The sequence below is a fragment of the Anaerospora hongkongensis genome (assembly GCF_004339805.1).
Taxonomy (GTDB): domain Bacteria; phylum Bacillota; class Negativicutes; order Sporomusales; family DSM-15969; genus Anaerospora; species Anaerospora hongkongensis.
In genome coordinates this window covers 24,092-45,076 of record NZ_SLUI01000013.1, presented here as the reverse complement: position 1 = coordinate 45,076, position 20,985 = coordinate 24,092, and the positions used below count along the sequence as shown (strand labels likewise).

Sequence of the window (20,985 nt, the reverse complement as noted above, 5' to 3'; positions counted from 1 at the left end):
CTCTTAACTCTCCTGGTTGTCGTTTATTTTTATCTTAGGGTTGAGTAAGGGATAAATAAGATCAACAATCAAATTTAACCCGATAACCAAAACGCTGTAAAATACCGTAATACCAAGAATGACGGTATAATCGCGGTTATAGATACTTGTTACAAAATGCCGTCCCAAACCGGGAATGGCAAAAATCGTTTCGATAACAAAGCTTCCTGTCAATATTGCTGCTGCCATCGGCCCAATATAGGTAACCACAGGCAGTAAGGCGTTTTTTAGTGCATGGCGGTATAAAATTACCATGGGTGAAAGACCTTTGGCACGGGCAGTTTTGATATAATCCTGGGCAAGGACCTCCAGCATGCTTGAGCGTGTCAGGCGGGCGATAAAGGCCATGGGATGGCCAGCTAAAGATATAGCCGGCAGCAAGACATATTCGGGGCCGCCCCACATGGCAGCTGGCAGCAGGCTGAGTTTTACTGCAAAAATATAAATCAAGAGTGTTGCCAGGACAAAGCTGGGTACAGACACGCCTAGCGTTGCCAGCAGCATCGTACCGTAGTCCTGCCAACGATTTTGCCTGAGAGCAGCAAGCGCACCTGCCGGTATTCCCAGCAGTACGGCTATACAGATACTGACCAGGCCCAATTGAAAGGACACGGGAAAACTCTCGCGGATAATATCGTTTACCGTTCGGCCTTCATATTTAAATGAGGGGCCAAGATCAAAGCGGATTAAGTTTGCTAAGTAATCACTATATTGCTTCCACAGCGGATCATTCAGTCGATAGCGTTCTTCAATATTTTTCAGGACAGCGGCAGGAATGTTTTTTTCGCCTGTAAAAGGCCCGCCGGGAATAGCATGCATCAGTAAAAATGTAATGGTTATGATCGCCAGCAAAACAAATATAGCATTGATTGTCCGGTTTATCATATAACGCAGCAAAGGAATACACCTCTTTTTCGGATCGTAACAGCAGTCAGCTGCGCTGGCAAAGTCCATTATGCGCATGCGCAAGCCTGCGGGGAGTAAGTATTCGCTAAAAACAGGTAAAGTCCTGCCTTGTTGCGGCAATCCCGTTTGATCTGCAGTTCCTACGATTATTACTGTAACATTTCATAACAAGACGAATATTATACAATAGGCAGATAGCCCAATACGGAAAGGAGCGATAGAAATATGGGAATACCAAAATGTTTTAATTTCCTTGGGTGTTTAGAAGTAACACTGGTTCTTCGTGATTATAAAACAGTGACAGGGAGAATCGTAGGCGATATCGACAATGATCGTAAGATTGGCGATCATAAGAAAGATTGGGATAAGAAGGACTGCGAAAAGAAAGAAGAAAAGTGCTGCAATGAAGTAGATGTGAAAGTGAATGTAGAAGATGGAAGCGACTTTATTTTGCTGGAACTGACAAGAGAAGCTGAATCGGTAAGCCTGCAATCGATTGTTGTCGATGGCGGATTTGAAATTACCTGGGTAAACGTATTATTCCCAATCGGTTCGTGTATTGCTGTTAATGTAAGCGACATTATTTACGTTGGCGTAAATGCTACGATTGATACAGAATCCTTTGGAACACTGATTGCCACAACAACACCATAACTGATTCTGCCAGGCTGCTGTGCGGCCGGTGATAGTAATGTAATCACATAGAGCAGCTTTGCCTGCTAAACCGCCTTAGACTTTCGTTTAAGGCGGTTTATTTAATTTCTTCCTTAGCAGGGGATAAAACAGGCAAAGCGGAAATAAAAATAATCAATAGATATGCGGGAGGAGAACGATGATGGGAAAAATCAATGTGGGAATTCTATTTGGCGGCAGGTCGGCTGAGCACGAAGTTTCTTTACAATCAGCCAAAAATGTTATAGATGCAATTGACAGAGAAAAATACGAGATCACCTTAATCGGCCTTAATAAGGCAGGCAAATGGTATTTGCAGGATAGTTCCCGGTTTCTAGTAAATAGTCACGATCCTAAGCGCATTGCTCTTGAGATAACAGAGCAGGAAGTCGTAGTAGTCCCTGGTGAAGAAAGTAAACAGCTTGCTGCTATTACCGGCGGGGAGTTTAACCGGGATATTGATGTGATATTTCCCGTTTTACATGGCCCTTATGGCGAGGATGGTACAGTTCAAGGATTATTAAAACTGACCGACATTCCTTTTGTAGGGCCCGGCGTTCTTGGCTCGGCAGTTGGCATGGACAAAGATGTCGCCAAGAGACTGCTCCGGGATGCCGGTATTCCAATTGCTAATTTCCTGGTATTGCATAAGTGGCAGCAAGCCGGAATTGGTTTTCCTGCGGTAGCCGAACAACTGGGAGTACCTTTTTTTGTTAAACCAGCCAATGCGGGATCATCTGTTGGCGTTAGCAAAGTAAGAACCAAGGAAGAATTTAAGCAGGCATTGGACAAGGCTTTTACCTTTGATAACAAAATACTAATTGAAGAATTTATTGCAGGACGGGAAGTGGAATGCGCTGTTTTGGGAAATCATGAGCCGGCAGCCTCCCGCGTGGGCGAAATTATCGCCCAACAAGACTTTTATTCCTATGAGGCTAAATACATCGACGAAACTGGTGCGGTATTGAATATACCTGCGCAGCTGTCACCGGAGTTGGAAAATCAGATCCAAGACCTGGCGGTGCAGGTATTTCGGACTCTTTGCTGTGAAGGAATGGCACGGGTGGATTTTTTCCTTACGCCGGATAACCGGGTGATTGTTAACGAAATTAATACAATACCGGGATTTACCAAAATCAGTATGTATCCCAAGCTCTGGGAAATCAGTGGTGTGTCCTATCGCGAGCTAATCGATCAGCTGATTCAGCTTGCGTTAGCAAGACACGCGGAAGAAAAGCAGCTAAGAACTTCTTATAGCAGCTAACAAAAGGCAAGGTCTGCCATTCCTTGAAGGGAACGGCAGACCTTTACTATTGCAATGTTATTGAACTGTTACCCAAAGATCAGTAGCACGCTGGGATTCGCTGGTGTTGGGGATGACCTGTAATTTTCCTTTTCCGGGGCTTTTGGCAATAAAAGATATCTTGCCTGTTGGCTGCTGTTCCTCCTGCTGCAAGTAATCCCCAAAGAAATTTGGTCCGCCTGACGACGAAAACCGGGTATTTTTTGTCAAACCTTTGGCAGGCTGAAGGATTAGGCGCTGGCCGACTTTCAGGGTAATATTATTGGCAGAAAGCTGGACTTTGTCGGTATCTCCGTAATTATAGGTTATCACAACATCTTTTGCTTCGACCGGCTTTCCGGGATCAGTCGGTACAGTCGGCTTTTGGGGATCGATCGGGTTCAAATTGCTGCCGGAGCAGCCTCCTATTACGAAACTGAGCACAAGTAAGCTGATCGCGAAATAAATAAACCGGTTGCTGCGAAGTACATTCATCATAATAGCCTCCATTTTTTGCTGAATTCGGTTATTTATTCAATTAGCGAGTCTATTGACGGCCGCTGCTCGCAACCGTCAGCATTTGTTTAATCAAAAAGCCAATAACAGCTCCAATCAACATTCCTAGTATACCCAGCCAAATGGGACCGAATGTAACAGTAAAAAATGTAAAAACAGGTGAAAAAATAACACCAATTGTGCCGCAGTAGGCACTGCAGACGGAAGGCAGGAAAGAAAAACGGGATAAAACAGCTCCGGCATCGCGGTAAGCGTCCCAGATGGCAAAGACATAGACGCAGGGATAAAATAGCATCCACTGATAATTGGCAACTTCGATAGCCTGCCGGATATCTCCCAGAAAACTAAGGAGAATAGCCTGATTAATATTGCTGTTTACATTAATCAGAAATTCTAATGCCAAAAATACAAATCCCTTAACGATTCGGCCATTTAAAATCTGACCAAAGCCAGGAAAAGCAATACTCCAGAAAACCATTTCAAGGGATGACTTCATTTGTATGCTCATTCCTTTCGTTAAGAGATTTGTTGTTATTCAGTTATCATTTGTCAAACATGCGTTGAAAATACTGCCTGTTATAGGCGATTTTCGGATCATTAGGAATATACTGAGCCGCAGCCTCGTTATGGGTATTGGCTTCTTGATACCTGCCAAGCCGGTCATAACAAACACAAAGCTGCAGATGAGGCAGCCTGGTCCAGCAGGCATGATTGATTGTCCCCCAGTTCTCAGACGGTTTTTCTAATCGTGTAGCCAGCTCATACCAAAACGCTGCCTGTTTATACTTGGCATCCAGCATGTGATGAAAGCCCAGGCGGCAGCAAAATTCTGCCCGCGGTGTATCATAGGCAAAGGACTCAAGCATATAGCGGAAAGAATTGGCTCTGTCATTAATTCCGGCATAACAGTCTGCCAGTTTGCCACAGGCCGCAATATTGTCTTCTACCCAACCCTGCTTGGTAGCTAAAAACCGTTGATAGTATTCAATCGCTTCCGCGGTACGCTGATGGTCGCGCAGTTCATTTGCATAGTAATACAAATCCCGCGGAGAAAAGTCCTCGCCGGCAGCCAGTCTTTTGTCGTAAATTTCAATATTTCTATTCGCATCATGACTGAGCGGCTGATGCGTAATGGCAACTTCACCATTAATAATATGACCATGCACTGCCAGATATTCGTGTACAGCACCAAGCCATGTGAAATTCTTAACACGCTTTACCAAACGGTTGCGGCGAAGACTGGAGGTTACCTGGCCATTTTGATCAAAACTTAAATGATAAGGCATTGTCACAGAATCTACTGCCGGGTTGAGTGTTTCCTTCAACTGCAGGAACCGTTTGCGATCCTCCTCCAAAATAACATCATCGGCATCCAGCCACAGGATATACTCCATAGTTGCCAGGCTGAAAGCGAAGTTACGAGCGGCTGCAAAATCCTGTATCCAGGCAAAGTCATAGATCTTTGGTGTGAAGGCCCCGCATATTTCTTTTGTTTTGTCCGTAGATCCCGTATCGACAATGATAATTTCATCGGCAATGTTTTGTACGGATGTCAGGCAGCGGCCAATGACATCCTCTTCATTTTTGACAATCATACAAAGGCTAATCGTAATCAATCCTGTCACCTCTTAAGTAAGCGTTTGTTATCATATATATTCACGAAGCACCAATATGATAAAAAAAGCCTCCTATTTTTTATAGAAGGCTAAAAATTTCAAGTTTTACTTAACTGCAAGAAGCAGCGAGATTAACTAATAGCAAGCCCTGCGCTGGCATAGCCAGCCACTACGGTTGCCACATCCAGACCTGCTGTAACTGTTGCCGAGAAGACCAGTAACAAACGTGTCTGTGGTGTAACAGGTATAGCAAGGCCTGTCGTAATGCCACTACTGATAGTACCAAGAGCGAGTATACCGGTTAATGCAGGTGCTAAAGTTACCAGCGCACCCGGTACAGCCGTAAAGGTGTTGTCCGGAGTAGTGGAACTGAACAATTGGGCCGTGATGGTTACCGTTGAACCGACAAGCGTTAAAGCTGCTGTTGTACTGAAATAAGCTGCGATTGAAGTGATCGTTCCAGCCCGTGGAATAGAGAACGCTTCATTGAGTAATATACCGGGACCGCCTGTAAGATCAATTGCGCCTCCGGTAATCGTAACGCCATCTGCATTAGTACCAAAGCCAACAAGGCTGCTGGTATTTAAGAGCCCACCCAGAACAGTTGTCAAAGCAGCAGGTGTACCTGAAGCGAACGGAATTATAGCACCTGCGCCAGTCGCACCGGTAGCGCCGGTATCACCAGTAGCACCTGTAGCCCCAGTAGCACCGGTAGCACCGGTAGCCCCAGTAGCCCCGGTATCGCCAGTAGCCCCAGTAGCCCCAGTAGCCCCAGTAGCGCCAGTTGCGCCAGTTGCGCCAGTCGCTCCAGTCGCTCCAGTAGCACCGGTCACGCCAATATCACCAGTCGCGCCAGTCGCGCCAGTCGCACCAGTCGCACCAGTCGCACCAGTCGCACCAGTAGCGCCAGTAGCGCCAGTAGCACCAGTAGCACCAGTAGCACCAGTAGCACCAGTAGCGCCAGTAGCACCAGTAGCACCAGTAGCACCAGTAGCACCAGTAGCGCCAGTAGCACCAGTAACACCAGCGTCACCAGTAGCGCCAGTAGCGCCAGTAGCTCCTGTCACGCCAATATCACCAGTAGCACCAGTAGCCCCAGTAGCACCTGTAACGCCAATATCACCAGTAGCGCCAGTAGCACCTGTAACGCCAATATCACCAGTAGCCCCGGTAGCACCTGTAACACCAATATCACCAGTAGCGCCAGTAGCCCCAGTAGCCCCAGTAGCCCCAGTAGCCCCAGTAGCGCCAGTTGCCCCAGTAGCGCCAGTAGCCCCAGTAGCGCCAGTTGCCCCAGCATCGCCAGTAGCGCCAGTAGCCCCAGTAGCGCCTGTTATGCCAGTAGAGCCCGTCACTGCATCGATTGTTACGATCGCAGAACCAGGCGTAACTGTAATAGCCAGCGTTGAAGTTTGGAATATGAGATTTTCACCTTGGCCGACGGTCGCACTGCCAACAGGTCCAATTACGTTAAACAGGAAATCACCAGGTGCAAGTGTTCCAGTAGCACCGGTAACACCAGTAGCGCCGGTAGCGCCAGTAGCGCCGGTAGCACCGGTAGCACCTGTTGCACCGGTAGCGCCGGTAGCGCCAGTAGCGCCAGTTGCACCAGTAGCGCCGGTTGCGCCGGTAGCCCCTGCGCCAGTAGCGCCAGTAGCGCCAGTAGCGCCAGTAGCACCAGTAGCGCCGGTAGCACCAGTAGCGCCGGTAGCCCCACCGCCGGTTGCACCGGTAGCACCAGTTGTACCGGTAATACCTGTAGGCCCGGTAGCTCCGGTCGGCCCAATTGTTGCGCAGATGATATTGCAGCAAGGCTGCTGGTGGTGATGATGATGACAGCCGCATCCGCAATTCTGATGAGAAAAACCATTCCCAAACTTTTGATAATAATAGCGTCTTTCGGCCGCTGTCTCATTTCCGATAAGCGATTGACTGAGCTCATCTATTTGTTTCATACGTGTCCTCCCTTTTTAAAATAGCCTGAGGGGAAAAGTGATTTGTATATCATATGTAGCAACAGGCTGGGGGGGAACTAAAATAAAAAGATCTGCACCAGCATCAGGCTGGCTGCAGATCTCATGATCTTTATTCTTCTACTATTTCGGAGAAATAGATTACGCTGACATAGTCATTCGGAGTAATTGTGCGTCCATATAGTTTTTCAAAAAAAGAAATTAATTCTTCTACTGATTTAATTTCTGGATTTTGATGAGCAAGATCTTCTGAGGTTAATTGGAAATATTGTTTGATCAGCACTCTGTCAATTATGGCCGAGTATAGTTTTTTTCTTGGACCGAATTTTTTCCCGAATGTGATCCACACGATAGAGTTCTCCGGGTAAGTCTCTTGAACATCCCCTAGGCGAATCGTACAGTTTTTAGCCCGGCTTAGCAATAATTCTTCATGATGTGGTGCTTGAAAATTTAACGCAAACATAATTTCCCTCCTCGAATCGTTTCTGAGAAAAATTACCACTCAAAACAGTTTACATTTATCGTATACGACTTTTAAATAGCTGTCAATGACTTCGGTTGGACCTACTAGGCGAACCCACATTTGGAACATCTTAATACTTTCTAGCATATGGGCAGTGATACTTTTCGTGTATATATGAATATGATGCAGAGAGAATAGAATAGAAAAGAGAGGGAGATATGAAAACAAGCATTATTATATGGACCTATAATAAGCTGAATTATTTAAGGCAGTGTATCGAAAGCATTCGCACGTATACCGATGTTGAAAAATATGAAATTATTATTATCGATGATAATTCGGATGATGGCACGCTGGAATGGCTCAAGAGTCAGTCAGATTTAATAATTATATTTCAGGAACAGGGTATGGGGTATCTCAAAGGATATAATAAAGGAATAGAAATGGCTTCAGGCGACAACATTCTCCTACTGGATAATGATGTTATCGTTTCACATGGCTGGCTGGACAATCTAATTACTTGTTTATACAGCAACGAAAAGATAGGTGCTGTGGGACCAGTCACAAACAATTCTGCTTATGCTCAGGCTATTCCTGTCAGTTATCAAAGTATGGATGAAATGCACGCCTATGCCCAAAAACATAACTATTCTAATCTTAACGTATGGGAAGAAAGAATAAAACTTGTTGGGTACTGCATGTTAATTAAGAAGAACGTCATCGATGACATTGGGCTATTAGACGAGTCATTTTCTCCAGGGTACCTCGCAGATGATGACTATTCTTTCCGGATTAGGCAGAGCGGTTTTAGACTTATCCTTTGTAAAAATACATTTGTACATCATTTTGGTGATGCCCATTTTACAGGTTTTAATTTTGACCATCGAAATTTACTAGAAAAGTTTAGCACGAAATGGGGATTTAATCCAATCTACTCAACCTCGATTAGACAGGATATAATTAATCTGATTGAGAATCCAAAAGAGCAATCGATTAATGTTTTGGAGATAGGTTGCGCTTGCGGAGCTACTTTGCTGCAAATTAAAAGCATTTATCCAAAGGCAAATTTATTTGGCATTGAACTTAATGACCAAGCAGCTTTAAGTGCAAGGTTGTTTGCCAATGTAATAGCAGCAGATATTGAAAAGACGGTATTACCTTATCAGGAAGAATATTTTGATTATATTATTTTGGCAGATGTTCTAGAGCATCTGGAAAATCCATGGCGTGCATTAGAAAATATCAAGGCCTATTTAAAACCAGGTGGCCAGGTCTTAGCAAGTATTCCCAATATCCTGCACTTTAGCGTATTGCGTAATTTGCTGCAAGGTTATTGGAGCTATGAAGATGCTGGAATTTTAGATAAAACCCATCTGAGATTTTTCACTTTACACGAGATAGAGAAGCTGTTTCAAGATACCGGTTATAAGATAAATAGCTGTCGGCCCAATTATATTTTTGAAACAGCCAGTGATCAACAATTTATTTCTGCGTTGGCTAATGTTTCAGGAAATAGTCGGTTAATTGACTTATGTCGGGCATATCAATATGTAGTAAAAGCGTTTAAACCAGCCCCTGTTTTACCGATTATTCTTCCGGGACGACTTTTGAATACAAATAAATTTTGCTTTATTACCTGTGAAAATGACGCTAGATTTTATCAGGTATGTCTTTCTCAGATTAACAACCTTGAAATCCCCGAAGGATATGAGGTGGAGATATTATCAATAAAAGATAGTGTATCAATGACCAGTGCTTATAACCAGGCCATCGGCAAGTCAAATGCTAAATATAAGGTATATTTGCATCAGGATGTATATATCCTTCATAAGCGGTTTATGCAAGATGTTTTGGATATATTTCAAAATTCCGAGATTGGTATGATAGGAGTTGCTGGCAGTGCACTAATTCCTGCTAATGGGATTTGGTGGGAGTCGAATTGCAACTACGGCAAAGTATACGACAGCCATATGGGTGTAATGGGACTTGTTGCCTTAAAAGAAGTGGAAGGAGATTATCAAGAAGTTCAATGTATTGATGGCTTGATTATGATTACTCAATACGATTTGCCATGGCGGGAGGACCTTTTTAACGGTTGGCATTTTTATGATTCATCACAAAGTATGGAGTTTATCAAAGCTGGCTATAAGGTTGTTATTCCTAAGCAAAGCCAGCCATGGTGTACTCACGAATGTGGAGTTACAAAGTTAGGTAATGGCTACCATGATTACCGGCAGGTTTTCATCAATAACTATCTCCAGCCCAAAGCAACCTAAGTTAGAGTTCACCCCAATGGAGCGACATATGTCCATTATGAGAGGATTAAATAACGAGCTCTTTTCATAGTGCCATTTTATTAAGATAAGCCAAGGTAAAAAAATGATATTGACAGTTTAACTACGGTACTATATACTATGTTCATACAAATTGTTTAAGGCAATGGAGCCTTCGTCTTTTGGACGAAGGCTTTTTGTGTTCTTGAGTGACAAAGGCGTCCTCTGGTGAATTTACCAAAGGGTGTCTTTTGTTATTTTTGAACATTGCAGCCATAGCAAATAAAAGATTAGGAGGAAATGAAATGAAAAGACTTTCGGTTATCATGGGTATCTGCTTGCTAATTTCATTATTATTTGCTTCAGCTGCTTTTGCTGAAGAAGCTCCGGCTGCAGCAGCTGCCGCTGAAGCGGTGGCGAAGATTGACACCGGAGATACTGCATTTGTGCTTGTTTCTGCCGCACTTGTTATGCTTATGACTCCTGGCTTGGCTTTATTTTATGGTGGGATGGTTCGCACCAAAAATGCGCTGAGCACTATTATGCAAAGTTTTTTCCTGTTGGGCCTTATAACAGTACAATGGGTGCTGTTTGGTTATACCATTGCTTTTGGACCTGATATCAATCATTTGATCGGTGGGTTGGATTTTCTCGGGTTAAGCGGAGTTGGCCTTGAGCCAAGTGCTGATTATGGTACGACAATTCCGCATGGGGCCTTTGTTGCTTTTCAAGGAATGTTTGCTGTTCTTACAGTTGGACTTATTACCGGTTCTTTTGCTGAACGGATGAAGTTTCCTGCATTTGTTGTTTTTGCACTGGCCTGGTCTACGTTCGTATATGATCCGGTAGCTCACTGGGTTTGGGGCGTTGGCGGCTGGTTAGGCAAATATGGCGTACTTGATTTTGCCGGCGGTACAGTTGTCCATATTTTATCCGGTATATCCGGCTTGGTTGTCTGCCTGGTTCTTGGTAAACGCCGTGGTTATGGTTCAGAGGTCATGCTGCCTCACCATTTGCCAATGACTGTACTCGGAGCTTCCCTTTTGTGGTTCGGCTGGTTTGGGTTCAATGCCGGCAGTGCGCTTGGTGCTAATGGTTTAGCGGCCAATGCCTTTTTAGTTACCCATGTAGCTGCCGGTGCTGCTACCGTAGCGTGGGTATTTGTTGAATGGCTGACTCATGGCAAACCAACAATTTTTGGTGCAGTAAGCGGTTGTGTCGCAGGTCTTGTGGCAATTACTCCGGCTGCCGGATATGTATCTGCTTTGCCGGCTGTGATTATTGGACTCCTTGGCGGTTTAATTTGCTTCTTCGCCGTTTCGGTTATGAAAAATAAATTGGGCTATGACGATTCTCTTGATGCCTTTGGTGTGCATGGTATCGGCGGAACCTGGGGAGCGCTGGCTACAGGATTATTTGCTTCCAAAGCTGTTAATCCGGCTGCTGCCGATGGCCTGTTTTACGGCAATCCTGAACAATTGTGGAATCAATTTGTGGGTGTAGCTGCCAGTTGGGCTTTCGCCATCGTTATGACGTATATTATTTTAAAAGTAATTGGTTCGTTTATGCAATTGAAAGCTGATGATGCTCAACAGCTTGATGGTCTGGATGTAACTGAGCATGGCGAGCGCGGTTATGCTTATCAGGATATTATTTCCGGTGCACCTGCCAGCTTTGGTGTAAGTCCTGTCCACACCACTCAGGTAAATCCAGTTCCTGCAGTAAAGCATTCTTAAGGGTAGGGTAAAAAGGATTTTACGAATTTTTAGCAGAAAGACTCCAGAAAAGGAAGTGAGGGGATAATGGTGGACAAAATCACGAAAATTGAAATCATTACTCGTCCTGAGAGATTAGAAGCGTTAAAAGAAGCAATGAACGCCATACGCATTACCGGTATGACCGTTAGTCAGGTTTATGGCTGCGGCTTGTCACGGGGACATAAGGAAATATACCGGGGCACGGAAGTATCGATCAACTTACTTCCGAAAGTTAAGGTTGAAATTGTTGTCTGCGAAGTGCCTGTTGAGTCGGTTGTTGAGGCTGCGAAGAAGGCCTGTTGGACCGGCGGGATAGGTGACGGTAAAATCTTTGTTACTTCTATTGATAATGCTGTCCGTATCCGTACAGGTGAAGAAGGACCGGCGGCTATTATGGACCGTCAGGAAGATCTGCCGCTTATTAATGAAACGCTTGCCAAAGGAAAGAAATGAGTTTCAAAAAAAGGGCTGAACATCGTTGATTTGATGTTCAGCCTTTTTTCATTAGTTGCAATCTATGCCAAAATAGTTTTGGGCGTTAATAAAGCAGATATTTTGCACCATTGAGCCTAAAAGCGGCATATCATGAGGAGCTTCGCCCGCTTCTACCCATTCCCCAATCAGGTTGCAGAGAAGTCGCCTGAAGTAATCATGCCTCGTGTAAGATAAAAAGCTTCGTGAATCGGTAAGCATGCCGACAAAGCGGCTTAGCAGTCCGATATTGGCTAATACGGTCATTTGCCTGAGCATGCCATCTTTTTGATCGTTATACCACCAGCCTGAGCCAAGCTGAATTTTGCCTGGAACAGTTCCGTCCTGGAAACAGCCGCCAATGGTAGCGAGTACTTCATAATCACGGGGATTCAGGCAATAGAGAATGGTTTTTGGCAGTTCATTAGTCATATCGAGCTTATCAAGAAATTTGGACAGCGCTTCGGCAAAAATATAGTCGGCGGCTGCATCAAAACCTGTATCGGGACCAAGTGTCCGCATCATTCGCGTGCTATTGTTGCGAATAGTTCCAATGTGCAATTGCATTACCCAGCCCAGGCGGGCATATTGTTTACCAAGGAAGAGCATAATGCAGGTTTTATATTTTCTAATTTCTAACTCATTCAGAGCGCCACCGAGCAGTGCCTTCCGTAAAATTGCGTCCACCTCCTGTTCGGTTGCCGCTTCAAATACGATTGGATCTAAAGCATGATCGGAAATCCGGCAGCCTGCGGTGTGGAAAAAATCAATTCGCAGCTGTAAAGCCGTAAAGAGAGCAGGTAAGGAAGAGATTTCCTGTTCGGTTACGGTTTCGATTTTTTTTATCCATTCAGCAAAACCGGCTTTTTCAATATTAAAGCTTTTGTCAGGCCGGAAGGCAGGTAGTACTTTTACCGGAAAACTGGTATCTTTTGCCAGTTCAATATGGTATTCAAGTGAATCGGCAGGATCATCAGTAGTACATAGCACTTTAACATTTGAGCGCTTGATCAGTCCTTGTGCGGTAAACGCATCATCCTGCAGCAGCGCATTGGCTGTTTCCCAAATTTCTTCAGCCGTGGCCGGAGACAGTAATTTATCAATTCCGAAATAGGTTTTTAATTCCTGATGCGTCCAATGGTAAAGCGGATTGCCAATGCATTGCGGCAATGTTTCCGCCCATTTCATAAACTTCTCTTTAGCAGGGGCATCTCCCGTAATAAAGTATTCGGAAACACCGTTAGCGCGCATTGCCCGCCATTTATAATGGTCACCACCCAGCCAGACTTCGGTAATGTTTTCATAGCGTTTGTTTTCGGCAATTTCCCGGGGATTGAGATGACAGTGGAAATCAAAAATCGGCATATCTTTGGCATAATGATGATAGAGTTTTTCTGCCGTATTGTTGGTTAATAAGAAATTTTCATCCATAAAGCGTTTCATGAAAATCCTCCCCCAGCTGATATTTGTGATAATTCTAGCATACACAAAAAATGCCGGACCGCGTCATAGAACTTTTATAGGAATTTTTGCAATATTTTTAGCAATTTACGAAAGAACGAAAAATTCATTAGGGAAGAGCAGGACTTTATGGCAGGAAGCGGAAGAAGGGTAAAAAACGCCAAGAGGTGAGGATATGCAAGTAAGCGACGTTCAGGAGATTGTTACTACTTTTTTGGATACAAGTCCACTGAATCGCGTAGCAGGATGGGGTGGAATACCGATTTATGAGGATCCGCTGATTGGTATTGCGGCAGCTGATGACCGGATGTTTGGCCTTTTAAAGGAGGAAACGGCTGTCGGACCGCAGCACTGCTCGCCACAAGAATGGCTTCCTGATGCTCAGCGGGTAATTTCTTATTTCTTACCCTTTAGCAAAAAAATTCGTGAAGCCAACCGGAAGCAAGGAATTGCGGCTGATGAATGGATGATAGGCAGGATACAGGGAGAAGTTTTGAATAATGCTCTTAGAGATGAATTGGTAAACTATTTCACCGCAGCAGGACATAAGGCGGTGTCACCGGCAAGAGATGGACGCTTTGTAGTCATTAATCGCCGCAGTTCTTGGTCAGAGCGCCATGTTGCGTATATTGCCGGTTTAGGCACATTCAGTCTGAGCCGCTCGTTAATTACACGTCGCGGGTCAGCCGGCCGGCTGGGCAGTGTAATTGTTGATTGCTTCTTAGAGCCAACTCCAAGGGCGTATACCCAGTATGAGGAATACTGTTCGAAATGTGGAGCCTGTATTTTGCGGTGCCCGCCATTGGCAATTAACGAGCAGGGAAAAGATAATGCCGTGTGCTCTGCCTATCTGGACAGGGTTTTGGCACGCTACCAGCCCAAATACGGCTGCGGGAAGTGTCAGACCGGTGTCCCTTGCGAAGCCAATATTCCCGCTATTCATTGCTAAAGTAAAGAAAGGGAGCCGCATTGTTGCTTTTTGAAAAAAGCGTTTTGCGACTCCCTTTTTGCTGTCTTATTCAGTTTTTGCAGCTAGTTCACTTAGAACCCGTTTGAGAATCTTACCTGTTTGATTTTTGGGCAGCGAATCTACCTGGATAAAATCACGGGGAATTTTATAGGCAGCCAGCGTACTTTGCAGATATTCACGCAGTGCTTTTTTATCCAGTGTGCAGCCTTCCTCAAGTACCAGATAAGCTTGCGCCGCTTGGCCGCGCAGCTTATCAGGGACACCAATGACAGCAGCGTCAATAATGCCGGTGTAAGCGTACAGTAGCTCTTCAATCTCCCGGGGATAGATATTTTCGCCATTGGCAATAATCATATCTTTCAAGCGGTCAACAATATAGAGATAACCTTCTGCATCCATGTAAGCCAGATCACCTGTATGGAGCCAGCCATTTTGCAGTGCCTGCGCCGATTCTTCCGGCAGGTTAAAGTAGCCTGTCATAACACTTGGACCGCTGACGGTTAATTCTCCGACTGTTCCGGGAGGCAGGTCAGCGCCTTTGTCATCGATAATGCGTACCTCAATGCCTGGCAATGCTTTGCCAATTGAACAGTATTTCGGTTTTTGGGGTGGATTCACTGCGACTACGGGTGAAGCTTCCGATAAACCATACCCCTCTAAAATGGCAACACCATATTTTTCAAAGAATTGCCTGGCAACCTTTTCAGGAAGTGATGCGCCGCCGGAAACGAGATACTTCATCCCGGCTAAGTCTTCCCGTTCCCCTATGCGGGAAAGAACATTATAAATAGGCGGGACGCCGTAAATAACGGTAACCCCGTAATCTTTTATGGCCAAGAGCGTTTCTTTGGGAGAAAATCCATCGAGGATTGTTATGGACGCACCACATAACAGAGCATTGAGCACGGCACATGTCCAGGCAAAAGCGTGGTACATCGGCAGGACACAAAGAACATTGTCACTAGGCTCCAAGGGTAGAATGCGGCGAAAGGCTTCAGCATTGCTAACCAGGTTGCGATGAGTCAGTACGGCTCCTTTGGGAGTCCCCGTTGTGCCGGAAGTGTAAATAATAACACAGGGGGAACTATCCGTAAAAGCTTCCGGTAAGGCAGGTGCAGACTCGTATTCTGCAGAGTGCATCGCTGTTGTGATCTCGGTGAGAGTAAGCTGGCGGACGTCCAGATCCATTCTGGCAGTGGTAATGAGCTGTTTCATCTGGGCATCCTCTACAATGAATGCGATTTCTCTGATTGTCAGCTGAAAGTTAAGGGGAATGACAATCGCTCCAAGGCTGGCAATAGCCATATAGCTATAAACAAATTCCACCGAATTACGGGAGAACAAGCCAACTTTATCACCGGTCCGCATGCCGGCTCGGTAAAAATAATTACGGTATTTAGTAACTTCGCTTTGTAGTTGTCCGTATGTAATGCTTTTATTGCCCCAAAAAGCGATTGAATCGGCTGTACCTTGCTGAATCAGCTGATGGACAAACATGAAGCACCTCTTTTCTAGTAGTGTTTAGATATTGCTAATCGTCATTTTAGCTGGAAAGGCTGGGGCTGTCTATAGTATCTCTTGTATTTTCCATCGTTAACCGGGTATGATAGGAGAAAAGGAGGCGTTAGTTTCCGCTGGTCTGTTGCTTTAAGAGGAGGAAATATGGGACATATCGTAAATAGTGAACGGGAATACCGGTTGCTCCAGCAGCGTCTGGATTACAATCTGACAGGTGCGCCGGCTTCTCCTGTTTTTATTTCTATTCTAAAAATGCTTTTCAGCCCGCAGGAGGCGCAACTCGCCCGTCAAATCCCGCTCAAGCCTACTAAGCTTGCCGAACTTGCCCGCAAGCTTGGTATGAGAAAAGAGGAATTGTATGCACGAATTACCGAAATGGCGGAACGGGGGCTTGTTTTTGATATTGAACACAAAGGAGAATGCTACATCGTTCTCGCTCCGGTTGTAATCGGCTTTTTTGAATTTGTGTTTATGCGGACGCGCGCGGATCTGCCTATGCGGGAATTAGCTCAACTATTTGAGACCTATATGTTTCAGGACGACCGTTTTGCCCGCAGTGTTTTTACCGCCAATACCCAGCTTGGCCGGTCGCTGGTAAGAGAAGAGGCTGTCGGGGCGCAAGATTACTCGGAAGTACTTGACTGGGAAAGGGCATCAATAGTTGTTGAATCGGCATCAACAATCGGAGTTTCGCTGTGTGCCTGCCGGCATAAGGCGGAGCATCTTGGCAAAAGCTGCAAAGCGCCGCAGCGAACCTGTCTTACCTTAAACGGCGGTGCTGAGCTGCTGATTAAGCGTGGTATGGCTGAGGCGGTAAGCCGTCAGGAGGCACTGGCTATTTTAGCGGAATGCAAACAGGCTGGTTTGGCTCAGATTGCGGATAATGTACAAAAAAACGTCGGATTTATTTGCAATTGCTGCGGCTGCTGCTGTGGAATGATCCAAGCCATTAAAAGCTTTGATATCCGCAACGCAGTTGTAACTTCTAACTGGCTGGTCGAAGTGGATCCTGCAGTCTGTACCGGCTGTGGAGCCTGCGTGAGAGCATGTCCTGTAGAGGCGTTTTCATCAGGACGTCCTGTAACTTGTGAGCAGGATATCTGCTTAGGGTGCGGGGTCTGCTGCTCGGCTTGCAAATTCGGTGCCATCAAAATGATCAAACGGCAACAACGGGTGCTTGTGCCGGAAACCACTTTTGACAAGTTTGTCATGATGGCGATGGAAAGAGGCAAGTTAAGTCATTTCTTGTTTGATGACCCCTCGCGGTTCAGCCACCGCACCTTGGGACGAATTGCATCCGTAATCGAAAACTCGTCTCCTGTACAGGCAATGCTGGCTGTTAAGCCGCTGCGTTCGGCTTTTCTTGCTGCAATAGCAAAGAAAGCAAATAAGTAAACGGAAAGTTAGGAGAAGATATGATACAGTTTCGCTATCAATTAAATGAGCGGTTACCATTCAAACAGCTTGTATTATTTAGTCTGCAATGGTTTTTAGCGACGATTCCAATGGTAGTTATTTTAGGAAAAGTAGGGGCGGTTTTTCATTATCCTGAATCGCCTGCGCTGCAGCTATTTTATATGCAAAAACTGTTTTTTATTACCGGCATATCGATGTTTGCTCAGCTTATCTGGGGACACCGGCTGCCAATTATCGCAGGACCGGCATCAGTATTATTGATTGGCGTTGTCGCTAATGCGCATGCAGTGGAAGAATCGACTGTTTATTGCTCCATTGCCATCGGCGGAGCACTTTTAGTGTTATTGTCTGTAAGCGGGCTGCTTGCGCAGGTTGCCAGACTATTTACGCCAAGAATTATTGGCGTAGTATTGTTATTGATCGCGTTCACTTTGTTACCAACAGTAGTTAACTTAGTAACGGCAGGACAAGCGCCGCTTTTTCCTCAACTGGTGTTCGCCAGTATCCTGTTTACAGGTATGTTGACGGGACTGCGCTATCTGCCTGAAGCTTTGCGCTCGACGATTATTATTTGGGCGCTGGTTTGCGGCAGTTTAGTTTATCATTTATGGTTTATGCCGCCTGCACCGCAAGTAACTGCTGCGGCTTTATCCACAGTAGAGTGGCGGCTGTTACCCGGCAGCTTTTCCTTTGACCCGGTGGTGATGCTGTCCTTTGTTTTTTGTTTTTTGGCACTATTAATTAATGAACTGGGGTCTATTCAGACAACCGTTGGGTTAGTATCCCAAAATGATGGCGAGCACCGTACACGCAAGGGCGTATTGGTAACCGGTTTAGGCAATTTACTTGCCGGTATTATTGGTGCAGTTGGCCCGGTTAGTTACTCGCTTAGTACCGGCATCATACTGGCGTCAGGCTGTGCTTCGCGGTATCCGCTTATCCCTGCAGCCGCAGCATTGGCGGTATTGAGCTTTTTTCCAGTCGTTATCCAGTGTTTCTCGTTTATCCCTCCTGTTGTCGTTGGTACGTTGTTATTCTATATGATGTGTTCACAAGTTGCCGGGGGATTGGGTATATTGGCTCCTGATATGGCTTCTTTTCGCTTTAATACCGGCCTGATAATTGGCGTACCGGTCATGCTGGGGACGGTAGTTGCTTTTATGCCAGCTTCTGTAGCGCTGACAATACCGGCAATGCTAAGACCCCTGCTGATGAACGGATTCGTAGTCGGAGTGGCAGCAGCGCTTATCATGGAGCATATTTTGCTCAGGGAAAGAGAGTGACGCAAAAATATTCTGCAAATTTTGACGAATCTTGTTGACGGGCACACTTGACGTGGATTAGAATGTGGATAAGATATCTTACAATTCTTATGGAAATGGGTGAAAATATGCGCGAATTTAGCGGTTCCGAACTAATTGACATGTTCTGTAATGTAGCTCCGTATATTAATGATATTATTGCCGCTGATGTTGGTGTCACTATTGTCAAAGACGGTAAATATGTCTTATACATACCTGCTTCCGACTTAGATTTAAAAACAAAAATCGGTGAACCTGTTTTGGGAGGCAGCAGCAAGCAGGCTTTGGAGACAGGCAAACAGGTAGTGCGGGTCATTTCTAAGGATAAGTCTCCTTACGGTATTGCTTATCTTGCCTGCGCCCTGCCTTTTAAAGACGGAGACCGCGTTGTGGGCTGTGTTACAACAACCCAAAGTGTTACTGCTTTTGAAGAAATTAATGAGGTAGCCACCGAGCTGGCTGCAGCTTCGGAAGAATTAACTGCCGGAATGGAAGAGCTGGCTGCCCGTGCTACAAATTTGGAGTCTACCAGTAAGGAGTTGGATGGATTAGGTCGGGAATTGCTGCAGACAACGAAACAGACGGATGAGGTGGTTTCCTTTATCCGGACGGTTGCCAGCCAGACTAACTTACTGGGACTCAATGCAGCAATTGAAGCGGCACGCGTGGGCGAGATGGGCAGGGGCTTTGCGGTCGTTGCCGAAGAAGTAAGAAAATTGGCTGTATCAAGTGCCAATTCCGTTAAGGAAATTGCCCAGTCGCTGAATATCATACACAGGACGATGTCTGATTTATCCGAGAAGATCGGAAATATTGATCAGAATGTAGGGGGACAGACCAGCGCCATTCAGGAAATGGCCAAAGCCAGTCAGGCTTTGGCGATGATGGCTGGCAAGCTGTCAGAGGGCGCACAACGCATTTTTCAAATTACAGAATAAAAGAAGATACAAAAAGGGACTTACCGATGGTAAGTCCCTTAATAGTTTGTTTAAATGCGTCGTTCCCAGGTCGTTCAGAAAGTTCCAGATGCTAGAAAGGCCGAGGAAGCGAGCGAAGACAGTACAGCGCCGGTACGGCAAGCGAGCTCCCGCAGGCCTGACAACGCAGATGGGGCTTTATCAAGGGCCTGAAATAAAATAAAGCCCGTAATGTCGTCTCCCCCATATGTCCAAACCCGCTATCCGCAGGTGGGCATCCTAGGTCTGGTTTAGCCATCCACTCAAAAGGTGGCCCGGCAGCCGCATACCATCGAATTCCCTATTAATAAAAGTAGGTTGGACATATTCAAGTTAACGTGCATCTCAGGCATTGTGTCGAGTAACCATAGTTATAATAGCATAGTAAGCGAGTATTTACAAGAGCTGCCGGACCTTTATTATCGCTGATCCGGCCACAGATAGCGCAGCAGAATACGGTATGCTTCGTTATACTGATGTATGCGCGCAAAAGGGAAGAGTAAAATTATTTTTAATGGAGATATGTACCTAGTATCAGTGTATATTGCTCTCTATTCACTACTGTAGTAGTATAGGAAATGAGGGAAGGTGAAATGATTAACGTACTGAAGAAATTAGAAGCTTTAGGCTTTGGCGCCTATGAAGCAAAAGCTTATTATGCGCTATTGCGCAAACATCCGGCTAATGGGTATGAAATCAGTAAATTGGCGCAGATTCCTCCATCCAAAATCTACGAGACGTTAACCAAATTAAAAAACCGTGGTGCTGTTTTAGATAGTCAGAGCGATCCTGTGCAATATTATCCGGTCCAGCCAGAGGTGCTATTTAGCAGGCTCCAGCAGGAAACAGAAAAGAATATTCAAGCGGTACTATCCGATCTGGCAGTTATTCCGCCAATGGAGGCTTTTGAGCTTACCTGGAACCTACAGGGTACTGATGGAATTAATGAAAAGATCATTGAAGTGATACGGCAGGCTAAGCTAGAGGTTTTTGCTTCACTATGGCCTGAACAGCTGGAGTACTTGCAGGAAAGTCTGAAGGAAGCCATGGCCAAAGGCGTTTATGTTGTAATCGCCGTATTTGGCGAAAGTGTGGCAGTTGCCAATGAGGTAATCAATTTGGAAGCATGCAGCGGTAATATTCACAGGCGGGCAGGCGCGAAGCTGTGTACAGTTATTACCGACAATGATCAGGTTGTTGTTGGGGAACTGGCAGAAGAGCATGGAAGATCTACCGGTGTATGGACAAGTACGCCTGCATTGGTCCTTGTCGCCAAAGAATATATCAAACATGATATGATGGTCAATATTTTAGTTAATAATATGGAACAAAAGCAGTATGAGGATATTTGCCGACGTTATGAGATTATTAGACGCATGCAGCAGCAAAAATAGG

Annotated in this window: 18 protein-coding genes and 1 other RNA gene; 10 read left to right on the top strand and 9 right to left on the bottom strand. The window is 45.3% G+C overall.

The features are described 5' to 3' along the window. Nucleotides 1-3 precede the first annotated feature (3 nt). Nucleotides 4-1,002, bottom strand: coding sequence for an ABC transporter permease (locus EV210_RS17290; protein WP_279388513.1), 999 nt, complete (start codon nucleotides 1,000-1,002; stop codon nucleotides 4-6). Nucleotides 1,003-1,170: 168 nt separating this feature from the next. Between EV210_RS17290 and EV210_RS17285 the strand changes: the two genes are divergently transcribed. Continuing rightward, entirely contained in the window at nucleotides 1,171-1,599 is a 429-nt protein-coding gene (locus tag EV210_RS17285; protein WP_132082614.1) for a hypothetical protein, read from the top strand. Between the two features lie 178 nt (nucleotides 1,600-1,777). After that, a complete protein-coding gene (gene ddlA, locus EV210_RS17280) occupies nucleotides 1,778-2,881 on the top strand; it encodes a D-alanine--D-alanine ligase (protein ID WP_243650609.1) in 1,104 nt (367 codons plus the stop codon). A gap of 57 nt (nucleotides 2,882-2,938) precedes the next feature. On the opposite strand, the gene EV210_RS17275 is transcribed toward ddlA, so the two are convergent. The 5 genes from EV210_RS17275 to EV210_RS17255 all read right to left on the bottom strand — a co-directional run bounded on the left by EV210_RS17275 (nucleotide 2,939) and on the right by EV210_RS17255 (nucleotide 7,467). Continuing rightward, on the bottom strand, nucleotides 2,939-3,397 hold the full coding sequence (locus EV210_RS17275) for a hypothetical protein (RefSeq protein ID WP_243650608.1): 459 nt from the start codon (nucleotides 3,395-3,397) through the stop codon (nucleotides 2,939-2,941). Between the two features lie 49 nt (nucleotides 3,398-3,446). After that, nucleotides 3,447-3,911, bottom strand: coding sequence for a hypothetical protein (locus EV210_RS17270; RefSeq protein WP_132082613.1), 465 nt, complete (start codon nucleotides 3,909-3,911; stop codon nucleotides 3,447-3,449). Nucleotides 3,912-3,957: 46 nt separating this feature from the next. Continuing rightward, the gene (locus EV210_RS17265; protein ID WP_132082612.1) at nucleotides 3,958-5,031 is read right to left on the bottom strand and encodes a glycosyltransferase family 2 protein; all 1,074 of its coding nucleotides are present in this window, start codon (nucleotides 5,029-5,031) and stop codon (nucleotides 3,958-3,960) included. Between the two features lie 131 nt (nucleotides 5,032-5,162). Further along, nucleotides 5,163-6,986, bottom strand: coding sequence for an exosporium glycoprotein BclB-related protein (locus EV210_RS17260; RefSeq protein ID WP_132082611.1), 1,824 nt, complete (start codon nucleotides 6,984-6,986; stop codon nucleotides 5,163-5,165). A 130-nt stretch (nucleotides 6,987-7,116) separates the two neighbouring features. Next, nucleotides 7,117-7,467, bottom strand: coding sequence for an ASCH domain-containing protein (locus EV210_RS17255; RefSeq protein WP_132082610.1), 351 nt, complete (start codon nucleotides 7,465-7,467; stop codon nucleotides 7,117-7,119). A 218-nt stretch (nucleotides 7,468-7,685) separates the two neighbouring features. Here EV210_RS17255 and EV210_RS17250 point away from each other — a divergent pair, with 218 nt between their 5' ends. The 3 genes from EV210_RS17250 to EV210_RS17240 all read left to right on the top strand — a co-directional run bounded on the left by EV210_RS17250 (nucleotide 7,686) and on the right by EV210_RS17240 (nucleotide 11,950). Then, complete coding sequence (locus EV210_RS17250; protein ID WP_132082609.1) at nucleotides 7,686-9,743, top strand: glycosyltransferase; 2,058 nt, start codon at nucleotides 7,686-7,688, stop codon at nucleotides 9,741-9,743. Nucleotides 9,744-10,045: 302 nt separating this feature from the next. After that, nucleotides 10,046-11,476, top strand: a complete 1,431-nt coding sequence (locus EV210_RS17245; RefSeq protein WP_132082608.1) for an ammonium transporter — start codon at nucleotides 10,046-10,048, stop codon at nucleotides 11,474-11,476. 69 nt (nucleotides 11,477-11,545) lie between these two features. Beyond that, nucleotides 11,546-11,950, top strand: a complete 405-nt coding sequence (locus EV210_RS17240; RefSeq protein ID WP_132082696.1) for a P-II family nitrogen regulator — start codon at nucleotides 11,546-11,548, stop codon at nucleotides 11,948-11,950. A 51-nt stretch (nucleotides 11,951-12,001) separates the two neighbouring features. On the opposite strand, the gene uxaC is transcribed toward EV210_RS17240, so the two are convergent. Continuing rightward, entirely contained in the window at nucleotides 12,002-13,411 is a 1,410-nt protein-coding gene (gene uxaC / locus EV210_RS17235) for a glucuronate isomerase (protein ID WP_132082607.1), read from the bottom strand. A gap of 193 nt (nucleotides 13,412-13,604) precedes the next feature. Between uxaC and EV210_RS17230 the strand changes: the two genes are divergently transcribed. Continuing rightward, nucleotides 13,605-14,378, top strand: a complete 774-nt coding sequence (locus EV210_RS17230) for an epoxyqueuosine reductase (protein ID WP_132082606.1) — start codon at nucleotides 13,605-13,607, stop codon at nucleotides 14,376-14,378. A gap of 66 nt (nucleotides 14,379-14,444) precedes the next feature. Here the strand turns inward: EV210_RS17230 and EV210_RS17225 are convergent, their stop codons facing one another. Then, entirely contained in the window at nucleotides 14,445-15,896 is a 1,452-nt protein-coding gene (locus EV210_RS17225; RefSeq protein WP_132082605.1) for a class I adenylate-forming enzyme family protein, read from the bottom strand. A 165-nt stretch (nucleotides 15,897-16,061) separates the two neighbouring features. On the opposite strand from EV210_RS17225, the gene EV210_RS17220 reads away from it, so the two are divergent. The 3 genes from EV210_RS17220 to EV210_RS23355 all read left to right on the top strand — a co-directional run bounded on the left by EV210_RS17220 (nucleotide 16,062) and on the right by EV210_RS23355 (nucleotide 19,572). After that, nucleotides 16,062-17,312 (top strand): 4Fe-4S binding protein, encoded by a 1,251-nt coding sequence (locus tag EV210_RS17220; RefSeq protein WP_132082604.1) that lies wholly within the window; start codon nucleotides 16,062-16,064, stop codon nucleotides 17,310-17,312. A gap of 20 nt (nucleotides 17,313-17,332) precedes the next feature. Further along, on the top strand, nucleotides 17,333-18,616 hold the full coding sequence (locus EV210_RS17215; RefSeq protein WP_132082603.1) for a uracil-xanthine permease family protein: 1,284 nt from the start codon (nucleotides 17,333-17,335) through the stop codon (nucleotides 18,614-18,616). A gap of 62 nt (nucleotides 18,617-18,678) precedes the next feature. After that, on the top strand, nucleotides 18,679-19,572 hold the full coding sequence (locus tag EV210_RS23355) for a methyl-accepting chemotaxis protein (RefSeq protein ID WP_279388512.1): 894 nt from the start codon (nucleotides 18,679-18,681) through the stop codon (nucleotides 19,570-19,572). 198 nt (nucleotides 19,573-19,770) lie between these two features. On the opposite strand, the gene ssrS is transcribed toward EV210_RS23355, so the two are convergent. Continuing rightward, nucleotides 19,771-19,945: non-coding RNA, 6S RNA (ssrS, locus tag EV210_RS17205), on the bottom strand. Between the two features lie 238 nt (nucleotides 19,946-20,183). Here ssrS and EV210_RS17200 point away from each other — a divergent pair. Further along, nucleotides 20,184-20,984 carry a TrmB family transcriptional regulator gene (locus tag EV210_RS17200; RefSeq protein WP_165898954.1) on the top strand — a complete coding sequence of 267 codons (801 nt, stop codon included), beginning with the start codon at nucleotides 20,184-20,186 and terminating at the stop codon, nucleotides 20,982-20,984. The last annotated feature ends 1 nt before the right edge of the window (nucleotide 20,985 follow it).

What these genes read in the sequence shown, in the direction of transcription:
- EV210_RS17220 (WP_132082604.1), top strand. Translation starts at nt 16,062, where the DNA reads ATGGGACATATCGTAAATAGTGAACGGGAATACCGGTTGCTCCAGCAG.
- EV210_RS17255 (WP_132082610.1), bottom strand. Translation starts at nt 7,467, where the DNA reads ATGTTTGCGTTAAATTTTCAAGCACCACATCATGAAGAATTATTGCTA.
- EV210_RS17225 (WP_132082605.1), bottom strand. Translation starts at nt 15,896, where the DNA reads ATGTTTGTCCATCAGCTGATTCAGCAAGGTACAGCCGATTCAATCGCT.
- EV210_RS17270 (WP_132082613.1), bottom strand. Translation starts at nt 3,911, where the DNA reads ATGAAGTCATCCCTTGAAATGGTTTTCTGGAGTATTGCTTTTCCTGGC.
- EV210_RS17245 (WP_132082608.1), top strand. Translation starts at nt 10,046, where the DNA reads ATGAAAAGACTTTCGGTTATCATGGGTATCTGCTTGCTAATTTCATTA.
- EV210_RS17200 (WP_165898954.1), top strand. Translation starts at nt 20,184, where the DNA reads ATGATTAACGTACTGAAGAAATTAGAAGCTTTAGGCTTTGGCGCCTAT.
- EV210_RS17275 (WP_243650608.1), bottom strand. Translation starts at nt 3,397, where the DNA reads ATGATGAATGTACTTCGCAGCAACCGGTTTATTTATTTCGCGATCAGC.
- EV210_RS17230 (WP_132082606.1), top strand. Translation starts at nt 13,605, where the DNA reads ATGCAAGTAAGCGACGTTCAGGAGATTGTTACTACTTTTTTGGATACA.
- EV210_RS17285 (WP_132082614.1), top strand. Translation starts at nt 1,171, where the DNA reads ATGGGAATACCAAAATGTTTTAATTTCCTTGGGTGTTTAGAAGTAACA.
- EV210_RS17250 (WP_132082609.1), top strand. Translation starts at nt 7,686, where the DNA reads ATGAAAACAAGCATTATTATATGGACCTATAATAAGCTGAATTATTTA.
- EV210_RS17215 (WP_132082603.1), top strand. Translation starts at nt 17,333, where the DNA reads ATGATACAGTTTCGCTATCAATTAAATGAGCGGTTACCATTCAAACAG.
- EV210_RS23355 (WP_279388512.1), top strand. Translation starts at nt 18,679, where the DNA reads ATGTGGATAAGATATCTTACAATTCTTATGGAAATGGGTGAAAATATG.
- uxaC (WP_132082607.1), bottom strand. Translation starts at nt 13,411, where the DNA reads ATGAAACGCTTTATGGATGAAAATTTCTTATTAACCAACAATACGGCA.
- EV210_RS17260 (WP_132082611.1), bottom strand. Translation starts at nt 6,986, where the DNA reads ATGAAACAAATAGATGAGCTCAGTCAATCGCTTATCGGAAATGAGACA.
- EV210_RS17290 (WP_279388513.1), bottom strand. Translation starts at nt 1,002, where the DNA reads ATGCGCATAATGGACTTTGCCAGCGCAGCTGACTGCTGTTACGATCCG.
- ddlA (WP_243650609.1), top strand. Translation starts at nt 1,778, where the DNA reads ATGATGGGAAAAATCAATGTGGGAATTCTATTTGGCGGCAGGTCGGCT.